This is a genomic window from Eubacterium uniforme (assembly GCF_900167115.1).
Taxonomy (GTDB): Bacteria; Bacillota; Clostridia; order Lachnospirales; family Lachnospiraceae; genus Eubacterium_S; species Eubacterium_S uniforme.
The window spans coordinates 1-15760 of the sequence record NZ_FUXZ01000003.1 but is presented as its reverse complement, the minus strand read 5'-3'; the positions used below and the strand labels follow the sequence as shown (position 1 = coordinate 15760).

Sequence of the window (15760 nt, the reverse complement as noted above, 5' to 3'; positions counted from 1 at the left end):
AGTAGTTTTTAACTATTCTATGCAATTTTTTTATTTTAAAGGTGATGTAGAATGGCAAAGATTAATTACGAGATTCGTAAAGAAATTGAAGCATTAAATAATAAAGGTATATCTCAAAAAAAGATGGCTTCAATATTAGGATTGAATCAAAGTAGTATAAGCAGAGAAATGAAAAGATGTGATCCGTATAGTGCTGATATAGCAGAAAAAATATCAAATAAGAGTAAATCTCAAAATGAATTAATAATAAGTCAAGTCTTGTTATTAAGAAAACAGGGAATGTCAATTAAAGCTATATCAGATAGATTGGATGTATATTTTGATGCTGTGAAGAAAATAATTAATGATAATACTAAAGGAGAGATAGATGGAAATAAGAAATGATACAGTTAAGTATTATTTATCTCATCCTGATTTAGAACAAAAAATATGGGATGCAACCATGTTATTAAAACGTAAGATACTAGATATTGAAGAGAAAGATGAAACATTAAGAGAAGACTTATTTAGTTCATTACAAATGAAATCACCACTAGCTAGTACGGACAAAATAAGTTCATCTGGAAGTAAATCAGATTTGTTTGACATTATTGATAAAACAAATAAGATTCTAGAAGAATCTAAAAATCAATATTTAGTTATGTACGAAGATTATTTAGATAAGCTAGAAGAAATAAAAAGAGTTGATATTTGTTTTTCGTGTTTAGATCTGCTAACGCAGGATGTATTGAATAAAAAATATAGATTAAAGTATTCTTGGTATGAACTAGAACATGATGAAAACAAATTATCACATAGGCAAGTAATGAATATTCTAAATAATGGTATTGAAGACATTGTTAAATTATTTAATAGTCAATATAACAATCTTCATTTAGCCAGGAATAAAGATAAAAAAATAATATTTAACGAAGAAAAAGAAAATATTCAAAGAACTATATTTGACGTTGAAAAGGAGAATTTTTATGATTAAGAAAAATGAGAAGACTTATATCGGCATAGATCATGGATATGGTTTCATGAAAACTAGTAAAACTATTTTTAAATCGGGAATTAAGGAGCAACCAATTGAACCGCCTTTTTCTGATGATATTTTAATTTATGATAATAGAGTTTTTGTAATAGGGCAGAATAGAACCGAGCATGGAGCTGATAAGACTACCAATGAAGAATACTTTATCTTAACATTAGCTGCTTTAGCTCGTGAATTAAAAAAAGAGCGTATGGCTAAAGCCTCTAATGTGGTATTATGTGTTGGTTTACCATATTCATTTTTTACAGAACAAAAGGATAAATTCAAAAAATATTTATTAAAAAATAGACATTTAGATTTTAAGTTTGAAGGTAAAAGATATTTAGTTGATGTAAAAGAGGTAAAAGTGTTTCCACAAGGATTTCCTGCAATAGCAGAAAAGTTTGGCGATTATCTAAGTGATAAGATTTCAATAGTTGATTTTGGAAGCAGAACTATTGATGTGATTACATTTAATGAAGGCAAAGCACTTCATGATCAATGTTTTTCTGTAGATAAAAAAGGGACATTGGAGTTAATAAATGAAATAAGAAAATTTTATATGAATAAATATGCTGAAGATATTTCTGAAGATATGGTACAGGACATTTTTCAAAACAAAAAAGTATCATTATCAGCAGACAAAGTAAAATTTGTTCAAAAATTAATTCGATTATTCTTGAATAATTATTTAGAAGAATTAAGAGCTAAGGGAATTGCTGATAATGTAATATATTGCGGTGGTGGAAGTACAGTAATTAAGAATTATGTTGAAACTAATAAATCAACAACTGATTTCGTTGAAAACATATTTTTTAATGCATCAGGATATGAATTGTTAGCATCGAGGTAATAAATATGAATAAATATGAAAATATTACTATAAGATTTAATTTAGAAAACCCTGAAGATAGACTTTTATGGAATAAGGTATCGTCTCAAAGTCATAAATCAAGATATATTAAAGATTGTATAAAGATGAATGAAGATATTAAATTACAAAGTATTTCTAATAAATTGGATATTATCATAAAAACATTAGGTAAAAAGACAGTTTATGAAACTATTGATGAAATACCAGAAGATAAATCAATTGATGATGTTATAGAAACAATATCAGAAGAATACGAAGAAAAAAGTGAAGGCGATAAGATGATGGATGATTTTCTTAATTCACTTGATGTTTAGGAGAATTTATGGAATATAATGTAAAGATTAAGATTAGTAAAAGTAAACATGAAGAATTGCTTGATATTATGGAAAAATTAAGAATATTAGAAGAAAATGATAATATCATGGAATTACCTAAAACAGAAGAAGAACTATTTCAAAAAATAGTTAATATGGGAATGAATAAGTATGTTTCCGATAATATAAAATTGTATAAAAAAACTATATATGAATTTTTGAATATTCCAGAAGAAGAACCACATAAATGTAAAATAAAAATAATAGAAAGAAATGACGACGTGGTTGCTGAATTTAATTCAGAAAAGGATGCACAAGCTTTTGTTAATTTAAGCATGGCATATGGAAAAAAATATAAGCTCGAAAAGGAATAATGAATACGATGGATAAGTTTAATAGAAGAAATATAGATAATTTAATAAAATCAAAAGTTACAAAATCAGAAATAATGCTATATATGTTTTTAGTTAAATGCCAGGATACATTTGGATGCGTTAAAGCTGTTAGAATGACAGAAACTATAAATGCTCTTAATATAACTAAAAAAAGCTTTTACAATGCAATAGAAGGGCTTGAAAGAAAAGGATTAGTTATTCATTCTAAAAATACTAAGAATGAGTACTATCATGATTTTATAGTAAGAAATAATAATGAAGAAGATATGGATAATGGATATATTGATATTTCAAAAAAGGCATTATCTTTATCTAATCTTAACAGATTAAAAGCAGGAGAGATTCTTCTCCTTTTAAAGTTATTATCTTTTTCAGGTACATCTAATAATTCGGTAGTATCGTATCGAAAAAAGACAAAAGAGTTTTTTAAGTTGATAAAAGAACTATTTATGATCAAGAGTAGAACCATTAGATTGTATATTAAAAAATTAATGGATTCAGAGTTGTTTTATGCTGAAGAAAGAAATCATGTAATTCATTTCCATAAGCTTGGATTCATGGAAGAGAATGGTAATTATGGAGAGACATACAATATACACCTAATAAGAAGGCTTATAAGCCGTTTTAAGATTAAAGCAGAGGAAACTGTTATAATTGATGTTGCAGGCCTTATAAGGCAATATGCAAAGCGTATAGAGGGTAATATAGAAACTTTCTTCAACAATATCTTTGTACAATATCAGGAAAAGGAATTAAATAGTAAATTATTCCATAGAATACTTACATCTAATCTATAATTAGTTAGGTGTAAGTCTATTTTGCGTGTCTGAACATGAGTTATTTAATGATGATATAAATGCTATCAAAACAAAAATAGAATTTTTATGTATAAAAGGCTGCGATTTGCTCCAGAAAGTAGATGGTAGTCTTTTTTATTTTGTAAAAAGGGTGTAAATCCATGCAGGGTAAATTAAAAAGAGTGTAATTCTATGTTTTATAAAAATAATAAATGGTGTAAATTTATGTAGGGTTATATAAAAATGGTGTAAATTTGAGAAATACAAAAAATAAAAAGTGTTGAAAATAAAAGAAAAACAGATACTTCTAATGGTCTATAAAAGTATCTGTTTATAAATTATCTTATTATTAAATATATCTAAATATAATATATACCTCTAAAAAAGAAAAAACATATAATATTTATTATAGGTAAATTTGGCAATAAAAAAAGGAAAGCAATAATGCTCTCCTTTTTATAAACTCGAAAAGTGCATTAAATCTGGATAAATTTAATATGCACATCTATAAAATAGCATAAAAGCTTAAAAATAGCAATGATTTTTATAAAAAAATTCAAAAAGCGGACTAAATGTACTAAACTTGTACTAAACGGACTAAAATTTTGTGGTATAATTAAAATGTAAAAGTATGAGATATAAGAAATTCTCATTCGTTAAATATTTTTTATCTATTGGAGCTGACCTTTTGGTCGGCTCCTTTTGTATACCTAAAATTAAAGAAAGGAGAGCACATGGTTAGTAAGAATATTATTGAATCGAAAAATTATTATGCTGTAATAACCGAAGATGATGAAGTGATAATCTATTCAAGACATTCACCCAGGCGTAGTGGTAAGGATCCGTAAACTGGTTGGAGAGGATGAAATAAAGTTTTGTTTAAATTATTTTGAAAGAAAGTATAGGAAGAAGCATAAGGAGGTATTAAATGTTAAGTATAGATGAATATAAGGAATATGTAAGAGAACATGTATTAGATTATTTACCTGAAGAATATAGTAATGCTAAGCTGGAGTTTGAATTAGCTTTAAAAAATAATGATGTGAGAAGAGAGACACTTTTAATAAATAACGGTTCGGTAATTATACCAACAATTTATTTAGATCAGTATTATAAATTTTATAAAGATGGTGATTCAATTGATAATACATTAAAACTCATGTCTAAGCATTATCTTGATGCAGCAAAGGATGATGATATTAATTTTATTAGTAAGGATTACTTTAATTTTGAAAATTTAAAAGATAAAATTGTTCCTGTATTATGTAATGCTAAAAAGAATGCAGATAGGTTAAAATTTGCTCCACATGAATTATATTCTAATGATTTGGCTATTACATACAAAATCATAGTAAAGGACTTTAAAAATGACGAAAAAGGAGTAGCTAGTATTCATATTAATAATAATCACATGAGCTTGATTGGAATTAATTATGAAACATTAAAAAAGACAGCTGAAGCTAATTTTGAAAGCCACTATAAGCCAACATTTAAATCTATGCATGATGTGTTAAAAGATATGTTTATTAATAGCATGAGCGATTCAGGAATGGAGCCTGCAATAGCTGAAATGATGTTTAACGACGAATATGGAAGATTATCTAATGATTCAGTTATTCCTATGTATGTATTATCATCAGCAAATGGATATGATGGTTCTGTTTGCATAACATCACAGAAAGTAATGGATGAAATTTCAGAAAAACTTGAAGGTGATTTTATGATAATTCCTTCATCTATCCATGAGGTGATTATTATTCCATTAAAGGATAATAAAATGATGGATAGTGAAGAAATTAATGCAATGATTAACGAGATTAATGAATCTTGCGTAGAAAATACAGATTATTTATCAGATCATGTATATAAATATGATTCAGAAAAGAAGCTTGTATTAGAGTGGAATAGTCGAGAAAATTATGTTAAATCTATGGATGACAGAAATATTGGTAATAGAGGTAAAAGCATTTAGAAAGGTTAAAAAATGGCAAATTGTTGTACTTTTCAAATGAGAGTTAGAGGAGAAAAGGATAATTGCGAATCATTTATTAATGCTCTAAAACAGAAAGGAATATACTGGATAGGAAGAGGAGCTTCAGTAAGTGAAGAATTATTAGATAGTAATGATAATCAATATTTATATAGCCTGATTGGTGAATGTAAATGGTCATTATTTTCAGCATTATATGATAATGCAGTAAGTATGCAAATAGCACCAGAACGTTGGGATATAAATGATAGATTAAAAAATAAGGAAATAATACCAATAACGTATAAAGAAGCGTGTGATATGTTTAATGTAGAAATAGAAGCATGGTCTGATGAATGTGGTATGGAATTTGCTGAATATTTACGATATGAGAAAAATAAAATAGACAAACTTGAATGTTATGATTACGAAGAGGAAGAAAATGAAGAAGGTGAATATGTGATAGTTGAAGAACCAGATGGTTTTTATGAATTTGAACTATGTGAAGTAGAACATGCTATTCAACCTGAACGAAATAATAATCTTATTCTTCGTGGTAGATCAAGATGATTAAAAAGAGCAGACTAAAAAATAGAAAGGAAGTGAATAGAATGAAAATAACTGTTGAAAAAATGGATAAAAAAGCTCAGGAAAACAGATTAAAGAAATATCTTGAAGCCTTAAAAAAGACAAAAGAAAATAATAAATAATCTAAAAAGAAAACAATATCACTATTAAAGGAGCTGTTCATAATCAGCTCCTTTTTAGTTGGTTCGAACGAAGATGACGAATATGAAGAATCGGAATACTTCACAGATAGAAAGGAAGTAAAATGCACGGACAACTTGTTATGAATGATATAGGAGCGATACCCAAAGGGAAAGGCTGTATCATTTTTGATAATGTATTTAGAATATGCTATAAGTTTTCACTACCACCGAAAATGGTAGTAGTGACAGGAAAATAAAATCATAATTAAATATAAAAAAATTAGAGGAATAAAAATGGAAATATATATATTATTAATTATAATTAGTATTTGTATTGTTCTGTATTGTATTTTACGAAATCCCTTTATATACCCGTATTTTTATCGCTATCATGATATTACAGGAAAGAGAAACGTAGATATAAATGACGAAATAGATAAATTTCTATGTAGTGGTGGATTTAGATTAATACAAGAGCATGAAAATAAAGTTATTAATTGGAAAAAAGAATGTACAGAAAAAATTAATAAAAGTATATTAAAAAAATATCGAAAAGGGCAATTTAATAAGATATTAGATGATAGTAATACTTATCAATTACTACTAGTAAGAACAGTAACTAAATTGAAAAACTTATATAAAGAAGAGGTACTTCAATCACAATGGTCTGCATCATACGAAACATTATTAAAAAGAGAAGAAGAACTACGCAGCATTAACTATGAATGTACCCTAAAACAATATCATCAAAAAAATCAAAGAAAGCTCTTAACACCAAAATTAAAACAAAAAGTAAAAATACGAGATAATTATACTTGCCAAATTTGCGGTAAATATATGCCAGATGAAATTGTTCTTAGTAGAAAAACTATTGGTGTTAAAGAAGATGAAGATAATAATTGTAATATTACAATTATAGATGATGAATTTGGTATTAATGATGCAATAAAGAAAGTTATGGAAAGATATCCTGAAGGAACAGAACTTTCTATTCTTGAAGTTTTTGAATTAATGGATGATCCTGTAGAAACGAGAGGTAAAAAAACGAAGACGAGTAAAGCAGATAAAAAATTGTAAAGGAAGGTATAAAACATGAATAAAATAATTATAAGTGGGAGACTTACAAAGGATCCAGAAATAAGATATACAGAAAAAGGAGAATCCCAGGAGCAAAGATGCATAGCAAGATATACTCTTGCTGTAGATAGAAAATATAAAAAAGATGGTGAAAACAATACAGATTTTTTATCATGTGTATCATTCGAAAATAATGCAAAAGTAGCTGAAAAGTACTTGAAAAAAGGCATGAAGATAATAGTAGAAGGAAGAGTTCAGACTGGTTCTTATACTAACAAGGACGGTAAAAAAGTATATACAACTGATGTTGTAGTAGAAAGTTTTGAATTTGCTGAAAGTAAAGCTTCTGGTTTGGAAGAATCGGTTAATGTAAATGATAAAGTAGATGAAGAATATCCGTTTTAGATGCATTAATATGGCCTCTTGATATGTGAATGTTAAGAGGCTTTATCATGAAAGAGGAGAAATGAATGAAGATAGCACAGTGTACAGATGTAAGAAATAACATAAAAGATTATTGTAAATATGTAGTTGAAAATAATGATGTGGTAGTAATTACCAGAAAAGATAATAAGAACGTAGTTCTTATGGATTTTGAAAGATATAATAATCTTTTAAAAATGGAAGAATTTTATTTCGATAAGATAATGGAATTTTTGGGAGAAGATACTCAAAAAGAGCGTGAAATAAAGGCAAATCAAATATTAAATAATAAGAAAAAATAAAATAATGGTTGAAGTTCTGTACAGAATAACGTACAATTGAAGTATAAAGATATGCAAAAAATTGTATAAATTTAGGAGGATATTGGTATGAAAATTGCACAGTGTACAGACGTGAGAAATAATATAAAAGAATATTGTGATTATGTAACTGAAGAGAATGACGTTGTAATAATTACTAGAAAAGATAATAAGAATGTTGTTCTTATGAATTTTGAAGAGTACAATAATATTTTAAGATTGCAAAGATTGGAAGCATATAATAGTTTATTTAATAAAAAGTAGTATAAAGATAAAAAGTATTTAACGATAAGAAGGTGAAGAGTATGGAAGAATTTAAAAAATTAACATTAATGGAAGCTATAGATGAATTAAGAAGGGAATTTGAACAGCAAAACGGTAGATTATTAACAGAGGAAGAAGCTGTTGAACTGACAGAAACAATAAGAAAGGACATTAGAGAAAATGGAGAAAAATATACATTTGAAAGTATTCGCAGTCGTAGACACTAATGTATTAATATCTTCAGTTTTGTCAAATGGAGCACCACATGATATTTTGGAATTAATACAAAATCAAAATGTAATTCCTGTATTTGATAAAAGAATGTTAAATGAATATTATAAAGTTTTTCATTATGATTCTTTTAAGGGTTTAGATGAGGATATTATTGTTAATGTTTTATATGATGTCATTTCTAATGGAATAATGGTTAATGATATTGAACATACAAAAATGGTTTTAAAAGATAAAGATGATATTCCTTTTTTTGAAGTTAAGGAAAATTCAAAGGAATTTAGCACATATTTGGTAACTGGTAATCTTAAGCATTATCCAAAAGATGCATTTATAATTGATTCAAGAATGTTTTTAAGCATAATTGGTTATTTAGATAGATTTGTAGGAAATAGATTTGTTTACGAAGAGAATATTAAAAGGATAATTGAGACTAATGTTATTAAACCTAAATATTCATTGGGTAAAGAAATGCTTAATGATATATTCTGTATAAAGGAAAAGTTATTTATTAATGAAGAATACTTTAATAAATCAATTAATAGTGACGAACCTATAAAGAATAAAGGTAAATCTCGATAAAACGAAAGGAGTAACATTATGAAAAAGTTTTTATCAGTATTATTAATTACAATTATTACAATTTTATCTTTTCCAGTAACAGAATATGCAGATGAAAACTCTAACATATATGTTACAAAGCCAGGAACTAGTTATAAAGATTATGGTTATGATGTAAGTATTTCAATAGATGATGGTTCTGCAGGTATTGATATTATAAAGTATAGACCTGGGGATGCATTTAATGAAACACTTGATTATGCAACATTTTATTTTAGTACAAAAAAAAGATACATATCAAATATTTTAATAAATGGAACATCGGTTTATAGTTGTAATTTATCTTATTTAGAGGTAGAAAAAGGTAATCATAAGAAAATTAAAGCTAAGGATTTAAATCTTAATACAGGAGATCAGCTTAATTTAAATTATGATTCAGATTCAAAAGAATATAAAGGTTCTATTAAATGTTTTAAAGTAAAGGCAAATAATAGAAAAATTGATATTAGTATTAAAACTAGTAAAGCTATGATTCAGGTAACAAATGTTACAAGGGATATTAATAAGGTTGTTGTTCCAACAAGTAAAACAAATTATTTTACTACTCCAAAATGGAAAACAAAAGGAAAGTATAAAAACTACAGTAAGAAGAGTAAATATACTGGAACCTATTGCTTGTTTACCTGGAAAAAAGCAAAATTAAATAAGCTTGGTAAATCGGCAGGAGTTAAATTTAAAGGTTATGAAGTATATCGTAGAGAAAATGCAAAATATTGGTATGAAAATGGAAAAAAGAAATATGCCTGGACTAAAGTTAAAACCGTAAAAAAGAAAAATAATAGCTATAAACTTTTACAGGCAATTAATGGCTCTAAAGTTAGATTAAAAGTTAGGGCATATGGATTAGATAAAAATAATAATATCGTTTATGGCAGTTTTTCAAAAATATGTAAAAAAAGTATTTTTTCATCACACTGGAGTGTTCCTAAAATTACTTATTACATGAAGAATTTTTCTAAACATACATATTTTTTAGATAAATTTGCTTCAGAAGATGCATTTAATTATCAAAATAAAATTCGACAAAAATATGGAAAAAAAGAATTAATATGGTCTGATGTTATTTATGCGTTATCAGTAAAGAGATCAAAACGAAAAAACGGGTTAACACATGAATATTTAACTGATGATATAGTAATAATTGAAAATCAGTTCAAAAATAAGTACAATAATGCTGTAGTTGATGATTTTTTAGGTCGTTCAGAAAATGCTAGTAGTGTATGTGAAGATATTTATTTTGTTGTTGATTTTTGGATGGAATCTAAAGGACATAGGAATAATATTTTATCTAATATGACTTATGGTGCTATTAGTATGGGAGAAAACTATATTAGTTATGCTAATTTTAGTTCAGCCGATAGCATGAAGGCACTTAATTATATTGCAGGTATCAATATAAAAACTATTGAAGCTGAATGGTAGAAAGGAGTAATTATGGTAACAATAAAATTTGAATTAGATGAGGAAAAAATATTAAATGAGGGAAAAACAAAAGATGAAATTGAAAATAGAATTAGAACATTTTATAAAAATGTAAATGTTCCAGAAGTAGATTACCTTGTATTTGAAAGAGATGATAAGGATTCAATGGCAGAAATAGGTTTATTTATATGGGAAATAAAAAATGATTCAATTTTAAGAAAGTCTTTAAAAAAATGTGTGTGGTATATTGATGGTACTAAGGAAGATGTTTTAGATGGCCTGAAAGAATATGAAGAAAAATATGAAAATAGAAAATGGAGAAAATCAAGAGCGCATGGTTAATAATAATAAAAATGAGACACGTAAATCTATAGCTTTCGATATTGATACTAAAGTTGGAGATGAAATTTGTGGCGATTATAGGAAAATACATAAAATTATTCAAAAATATTTTGAATCAAATGATTTTATGCATCCTCAATATTCAGTGTATGAAAGTAAAGAACCGATGAAATATTTGGTTATTGAAGTGTTGTTGAAAGATTTTTTATATGAATATCCAGATATATCTAAATGCATTAGAGATATTCGAGTGACAGAAATAGGAGAAACACACGAGTTGAATAGATTGTTTGATTATGATGGAACACCAGGAAAATATAAGGATGCATATAAAAAAGATAATATAAAATTAAATAAAGGTAAAAGTAGATAAAACAATTCTAAGAACTTCTTAGAGTTGTTTTTTTATACAAAAAAATAAGGAAGGAGTGTTGATTATGATTACATGAAATTTTATCAAGGAACTAAGAAACAAATTTTTTAAAGTAGAAAGGAAGCAAAAGAATGAGAGTTTTAAAATTTAAAAGAGTTATTGCTTTTATTATGGCAATAGCATTGATTTTTAACATGAATTTTATCAATTGTACAAAGGTTTACGCTGCGGAGTTTAATTTACATTTCGAAAATTATAATTCCGCAGATGTGACAGGAACAGCTAAGTGGAAATACGATTTGGGTAATAAGATGGTATTTTGTATCAATAATGGACATGATGTAGATCAAAACGATGGTTATAATACATATGATATATGGAAGTATAAATCAAAAGGCAAATCTGACATGACTAGAGCTGGTGCTGTTGCAAAATTGGCATTATATTGGACTAGAAGTAATAAATCAGATAAAATAAGAAGTCGCGTTCAGGCTATTATCTGGGCAATTTATAATTCGAATGATAAGACAGATGTAACTGATGAGATACAAGCTGTTATAGGTTCTGGAGCAATTTATAAAGAGATATTTGATGTCGACGGTAAAATAAATTCCGTTGAAAATGTTTATCAATCAGAAAAGAAAAAATCTAATCAGAAAATGATGGATTTATTTGCTGAGAATAGCACCACAGTAAATGCTTCAGTCGATATTGAAACATTTAAAGCTTCATTAACATACTATCAGAGATTAAAGCTTCGTAAAGTAGATCAGGATGGAAAAGCAATTCCTAACTTTGTTTTTCAGATTACATTAGCTGATTTTGGACATGCCATTGATAATGATAGAAATTGCATGGGATTTAAAAATCTTGAAGAAATTGAAGTAAACAATGGTACATGGTTAGTTCCAACGTATGATTCTAATGGAAGATTAACAAAACTAACTCAAGAAGTTGCAACTAATCAAGGTGGAGCTGTTAGAAACAGTTTTGAACGTGATGAAGTTTCAACGAATGGAAGTAATAGAATCATTTACGTAAAAACAGATAGTAATGGCTATATTCAGTTAAGATTTAAGTTTTCTGTAGATTCTAATGAATATGCCTGGGGTAAGTATAAGTTAAGTGGAGATAGTTCATGGACTGAACTAGTAACATATAATGATTACGAAAAATCATTAACCAAATATGCTTATAAGGATTCTGATGGAAAATTAGTTCAATGTGAATCATCAGATAGTGGAGCGCATACTATGTGGTACTGGATTAAAAAGGCATTTGATGATGAAAATAGTGAAGCAATACTTGTCAGAACAAAGAACATTGCTTATTCAAAAGCAAGAGGTACATGGTCTAGAGATAATGAAGGTATTCTTTTAAACGGAACTAATGGTACTAGATCAGATATTTCTAAAATATGGTGTGATACAGGACTTCTTAATAAACCAAATTTCTATGGTATTAAGGAAGTAGAAAATGCTTCAGGTAATGCATGGATATTCGGTCAGGAATCTTCAAATACTCTTTCAAGAAATAGTGGTCTTGATGGTTATTGTAGATGGGTTAAAATTTATCGTGATAAGACAGAAGTATCAAATGTAGACAATTTAACAGCTACAGATTCATATACATATAATGGATGGACTAATGCAGGAACATATGTTAATGAAACTGGTGGTACATACACTAGTTCAAAATATGTTGATAAAACAGCAAATGGTAATAATAAATATATTGCTAGTAGTAGTTCAGATACAGATGAATTATCAGCAAAAGGTTTTGTTTTAACTCCAACTAGCAGATTTGGAATTAATAAAAATGGAAATTTAATAGTAGCTACAGCTAAAGGTTCTGCAGATCCAACTATAGTTGATGCATATTATTCATATGGAACAGGAAAACTTAGTGCTAATAGAGTTGTTTCAGAAGAATTTGTTATTAAGAAAACAGATGAAGATGGAAAAATTCTTCCTAATACAGAATTTAAATTATCTCTTAATATGGGAGAATATAAAAATAATGTTGATTCAGTTGTTGCAAATGGTAAAAAAATTACAACGGATGAATTTAACGTAAAAACAGATGAAGATGGTTTTATTAAAATTAAAGTATCATTTAAGAAAGAAGTATCTGGTAACTATATTTATGGTAAATACTTTGATTATGGTACAGGAACATATAAAAATGTAGAAAATGCTTCAGTATATAATAGTTTATCTTATGCTTATAAAGTAGGTATTAAACAAGTTGTTGAAAATGCTAATACCTCATTAAAATATCATTATTCAACAACATATGACATTGAAAATGGTAAAAAAGCTGTAGATAATGATTTGAAAAATCAGCTTGATAAATGGGAAAATGATTTTAATAAGAATAAAAATCTTAAATTAGTAATTACTGAAATTGATACAGAAAGTGATTATTATACTATTAATGAAGCTTATGCAAAGGGAGTTGAATTTAGTATAACTAATGGCAAAAAAATACTTTTATTAAATGAAAAAGAAGTAGAGGTTGAAGATGAAATTTTAGTAATTGATAAATATAAATATGTTCAGCCAACATTAATAAAGAAAAACCAGGATACAAATGAAGCTATTAAGGGTGCTGTTTTTGGAATATATGAAGATGAAGAAGGAAAGATTCCTGCATTAATGTATGATGAAAATGGTAATTTAGTAAATAAATTAGATGATTCTGGTAAAGTAAAAGAAGTATTATATACTACAGATAAAGAAGGTAAGATTAATTTTGATTATGTAAGATGTAGTGATAAGAAAACATATTATGTAAGAGAAATAAAAGCACCTGAAGGATTCTTTAGTATTTATGAAGATTACATTACAGATAATGATATTTTATCTTTTAAGGCTGATGGTAAAGATATTGATGATTTAAATGTGTTAAGTGCTAATTATATTAAGTTTGATGTTACAAATAAAGAAAAACCATACTTAAAAACAACGTTACTTGATACAGTAACTAATAGTCATGTAGCTTCTTCTGAAGGTAAAATTAAATTAGAAGATACAGTAAAATATAAAAATTTAAAACCAAATACTGAATATACAGTAACTGGTGTGCTTATGGATAAATCTGATGAAACAGGAAATACAAAAATCTTAGATAAAGATGGAAATGAGATTACAGCTCAGACTACATTCAAAACAGATGATTCTGGCGATGGAACAGTAGTTGTTACATTTGAATTTGAACTTCCTGATGATATTGAAGGCTTAACAGCAGTAGCATTTGAGGACATTAAGGATGTATGTACTCATGCTGATATTAAGGATGAAGAACAAACAGTTCATTTTCCAAAAATTCATACAACAGCTGTTTCAGGAGAAACAAAAGAACATACAGGATTTATTACAGATAATATGATTACAATCATTGATACAGTAACATATGAAAACCTTATTCCAAACAAGAAATATACATTAACTGGATATTTAGTTGATTCAAATACAGGCTCATATCTTTATGATGATAAGGGTAAAATCAAAAAAACAGTAAACTTTATTCCAACTGAAGCAAATGGTTCAGAAGAAGTTGTATTTACCTTTAAAAAAGATAAAATCTATACAGAAGATAAGAAGGCATTTGATTTAAATGGAAGTAGCATAGTTGTATTTGAATATTTAACAGATACAAATAATCATAGAGTATCAAAGCATGAAGATAAGGATGATGAAGATCAGACAGTTAATTATCCAAAAGCTAATACAACAGCAACAGATAAATTAGATGGAGATAAAAAGGTTTCAGGAGACATCGCAACAATAGTTGATAATGTTAGATTCGAGAATTTAACTCCAGGAAGAAAATATACAGTAACTGGTGTGCTTATGGATAAGAAAACAGGCAAGGAACTCATGGTAGATGGCAAAAAAGTTACAGGTTCAACTACATTTACATGTAAAAAGGAAAATGATGTTGTTGATGTTGAGTTTAAATTTAATATTAGCAATGTAAATGTAGGCGATTATGTAATATTTGAGGAAGTAATAGATTATAAAACTAAGGCTAAAGTAGTTGAACATAAGGATATTACTTCAGTAAGTCAGACTATTACAGTTGAAAGACCACCTCATTATATACCACCACAAACAGGAGATACATCTAAAATTCCAGTAATGATGGAAATCATGTTATTATCTCTTTTAGGTTTGATTAGCATGATTTTATTAAAGAAAAAATATAATAAAAAATTTAATTAAAAACAATGAATATTAAGACGAAGAAATTCGTCTTTTTTTAATACCTGAAATTAGAGAAATTTTTCTCTTTTTTCAGGTAAGAAAGGAAGGATAATATGAACAAATTAAAGAAAAGAATAACATGCATTTTAACAACATTATGTATTTTATTAGTAAATAGTATTTACGTATTTGCTGAAAAAGAAACAGAAGTAGATGTTTCTAAAGTTACAAAAGGTATTGATTCTTTTAAGAATATTATAATTTCAATTGCAGCTGCAGGTGGCGGTATTTTTGCAGTTATTGCAGTTGTGGATTTGGCATCCAGTATATCTGGTGGTAATGGAACAGAAATAATGCAAAACATTAAGAAACTTGCTGCAGCATCATTAATCATCTCAGTTTCGCTTT

19 protein-coding genes are annotated in these 15760 nt (G+C 27.1%); all 19 read left to right on the top strand.

From position 1 onward, the window contains the following. Nucleotides 1-51 precede the first annotated feature (51 nt). The gene (locus B5D16_RS01595; RefSeq protein ID WP_078765214.1) at nt 52-384 is read left to right on the top strand and encodes a helix-turn-helix domain-containing protein; all 333 of its coding nucleotides are present in this window, start codon (nt 52-54) and stop codon (nt 382-384) included. Then, on the top strand, nt 368-973 hold the full coding sequence (locus B5D16_RS01590; RefSeq protein WP_078765213.1) for a hypothetical protein: 606 nt from the start codon (nt 368-370) through the stop codon (nt 971-973). Before B5D16_RS01595 ends, B5D16_RS01590 begins: the two co-directional genes overlap by 17 nt. After that, nucleotides 966-1865, top strand: coding sequence for a ParM/StbA family protein (locus B5D16_RS01585; RefSeq protein ID WP_078765212.1), 900 nt, complete (start codon nt 966-968; stop codon nt 1863-1865). Before B5D16_RS01590 ends, B5D16_RS01585 begins: the two co-directional genes overlap by 8 nt. A gap of 5 nt (nt 1866-1870) precedes the next feature. Beyond that, nucleotides 1871-2200 carry a hypothetical protein gene (locus B5D16_RS01580; protein ID WP_078765211.1) on the top strand — a complete coding sequence of 110 codons (330 nt, stop codon included), beginning with the start codon at nt 1871-1873 and terminating at the stop codon, nt 2198-2200. An 8-nt stretch (nt 2201-2208) separates the two neighbouring features. Further along, nucleotides 2209-2574: a hypothetical protein gene (locus B5D16_RS01575; protein ID WP_078765210.1), complete on the top strand. Its 366-nt coding sequence runs from the start codon at nt 2209-2211 to the stop codon at nt 2572-2574. An 8-nt stretch (nt 2575-2582) separates the two neighbouring features. After that, a complete protein-coding gene (locus tag B5D16_RS01570) occupies nt 2583-3392 on the top strand; it encodes a hypothetical protein (protein ID WP_078765209.1) in 810 nt (269 codons plus the stop codon). A gap of 928 nt (nt 3393-4320) precedes the next feature. Next, entirely contained in the window at nt 4321-5364 is a 1044-nt protein-coding gene (locus B5D16_RS01565; RefSeq protein ID WP_078765208.1) for a DUF5688 family protein, read from the top strand. 36 nt (nt 5365-5400) lie between these two features. After that, nucleotides 5401-5931 (top strand): hypothetical protein, encoded by a 531-nt coding sequence (locus B5D16_RS01560; protein WP_143405015.1) that lies wholly within the window; start codon nt 5401-5403, stop codon nt 5929-5931. Nucleotides 5932-6365: 434 nt separating this feature from the next. Then, nucleotides 6366-7148: an HNH endonuclease gene (locus B5D16_RS01555; RefSeq protein ID WP_078765206.1), complete on the top strand. Its 783-nt coding sequence runs from the start codon at nt 6366-6368 to the stop codon at nt 7146-7148. Nucleotides 7149-7163: 15 nt separating this feature from the next. Further along, complete coding sequence (locus B5D16_RS01550; protein ID WP_078765205.1) at nt 7164-7553, top strand: single-stranded DNA-binding protein; 390 nt, start codon at nt 7164-7166, stop codon at nt 7551-7553. A 65-nt stretch (nt 7554-7618) separates the two neighbouring features. Further along, the gene (locus tag B5D16_RS01545; RefSeq protein ID WP_078765204.1) at nt 7619-7873 is read left to right on the top strand and encodes a type II toxin-antitoxin system Phd/YefM family antitoxin; all 255 of its coding nucleotides are present in this window, start codon (nt 7619-7621) and stop codon (nt 7871-7873) included. Between the two features lie 87 nt (nt 7874-7960). Further along, nucleotides 7961-8155: a type II toxin-antitoxin system Phd/YefM family antitoxin gene (locus B5D16_RS01540; protein WP_078765203.1), complete on the top strand. Its 195-nt coding sequence runs from the start codon at nt 7961-7963 to the stop codon at nt 8153-8155. Nucleotides 8156-8196: 41 nt separating this feature from the next. Beyond that, nucleotides 8197-8382 (top strand): hypothetical protein, encoded by a 186-nt coding sequence (locus tag B5D16_RS01535; RefSeq protein WP_078765202.1) that lies wholly within the window; start codon nt 8197-8199, stop codon nt 8380-8382. After that, the gene (locus B5D16_RS01530) at nt 8354-8968 is read left to right on the top strand and encodes a putative toxin-antitoxin system toxin component, PIN family (protein ID WP_159444247.1); all 615 of its coding nucleotides are present in this window, start codon (nt 8354-8356) and stop codon (nt 8966-8968) included. Before B5D16_RS01535 ends, B5D16_RS01530 begins: the two co-directional genes overlap by 29 nt. A gap of 18 nt (nt 8969-8986) precedes the next feature. Next, a complete protein-coding gene (locus tag B5D16_RS01525; protein WP_078765200.1) occupies nt 8987-10429 on the top strand; it encodes a CAP domain-containing protein in 1443 nt (480 codons plus the stop codon). 12 nt (nt 10430-10441) lie between these two features. Then, complete coding sequence (locus B5D16_RS01520) at nt 10442-10771, top strand: hypothetical protein (protein ID WP_078765199.1); 330 nt, start codon at nt 10442-10444, stop codon at nt 10769-10771. Then, nucleotides 10731-11144: a hypothetical protein gene (locus tag B5D16_RS01515; RefSeq protein WP_143405014.1), complete on the top strand. Its 414-nt coding sequence runs from the start codon at nt 10731-10733 to the stop codon at nt 11142-11144. The genes B5D16_RS01520 and B5D16_RS01515 overlap by 41 nt, the downstream gene beginning before the upstream one ends. A 131-nt stretch (nt 11145-11275) precedes the next feature. Then, nucleotides 11276-15370: a VaFE repeat-containing surface-anchored protein gene (locus B5D16_RS01510; protein ID WP_078765197.1), complete on the top strand. Its 4095-nt coding sequence runs from the start codon at nt 11276-11278 to the stop codon at nt 15368-15370. A 95-nt stretch (nt 15371-15465) separates the two neighbouring features. After that, a partial coding sequence (locus tag B5D16_RS01505; protein WP_143405013.1) for a major capsid protein occupies nt 15466-15760 on the top strand: 295 nt, incomplete at its 3' end.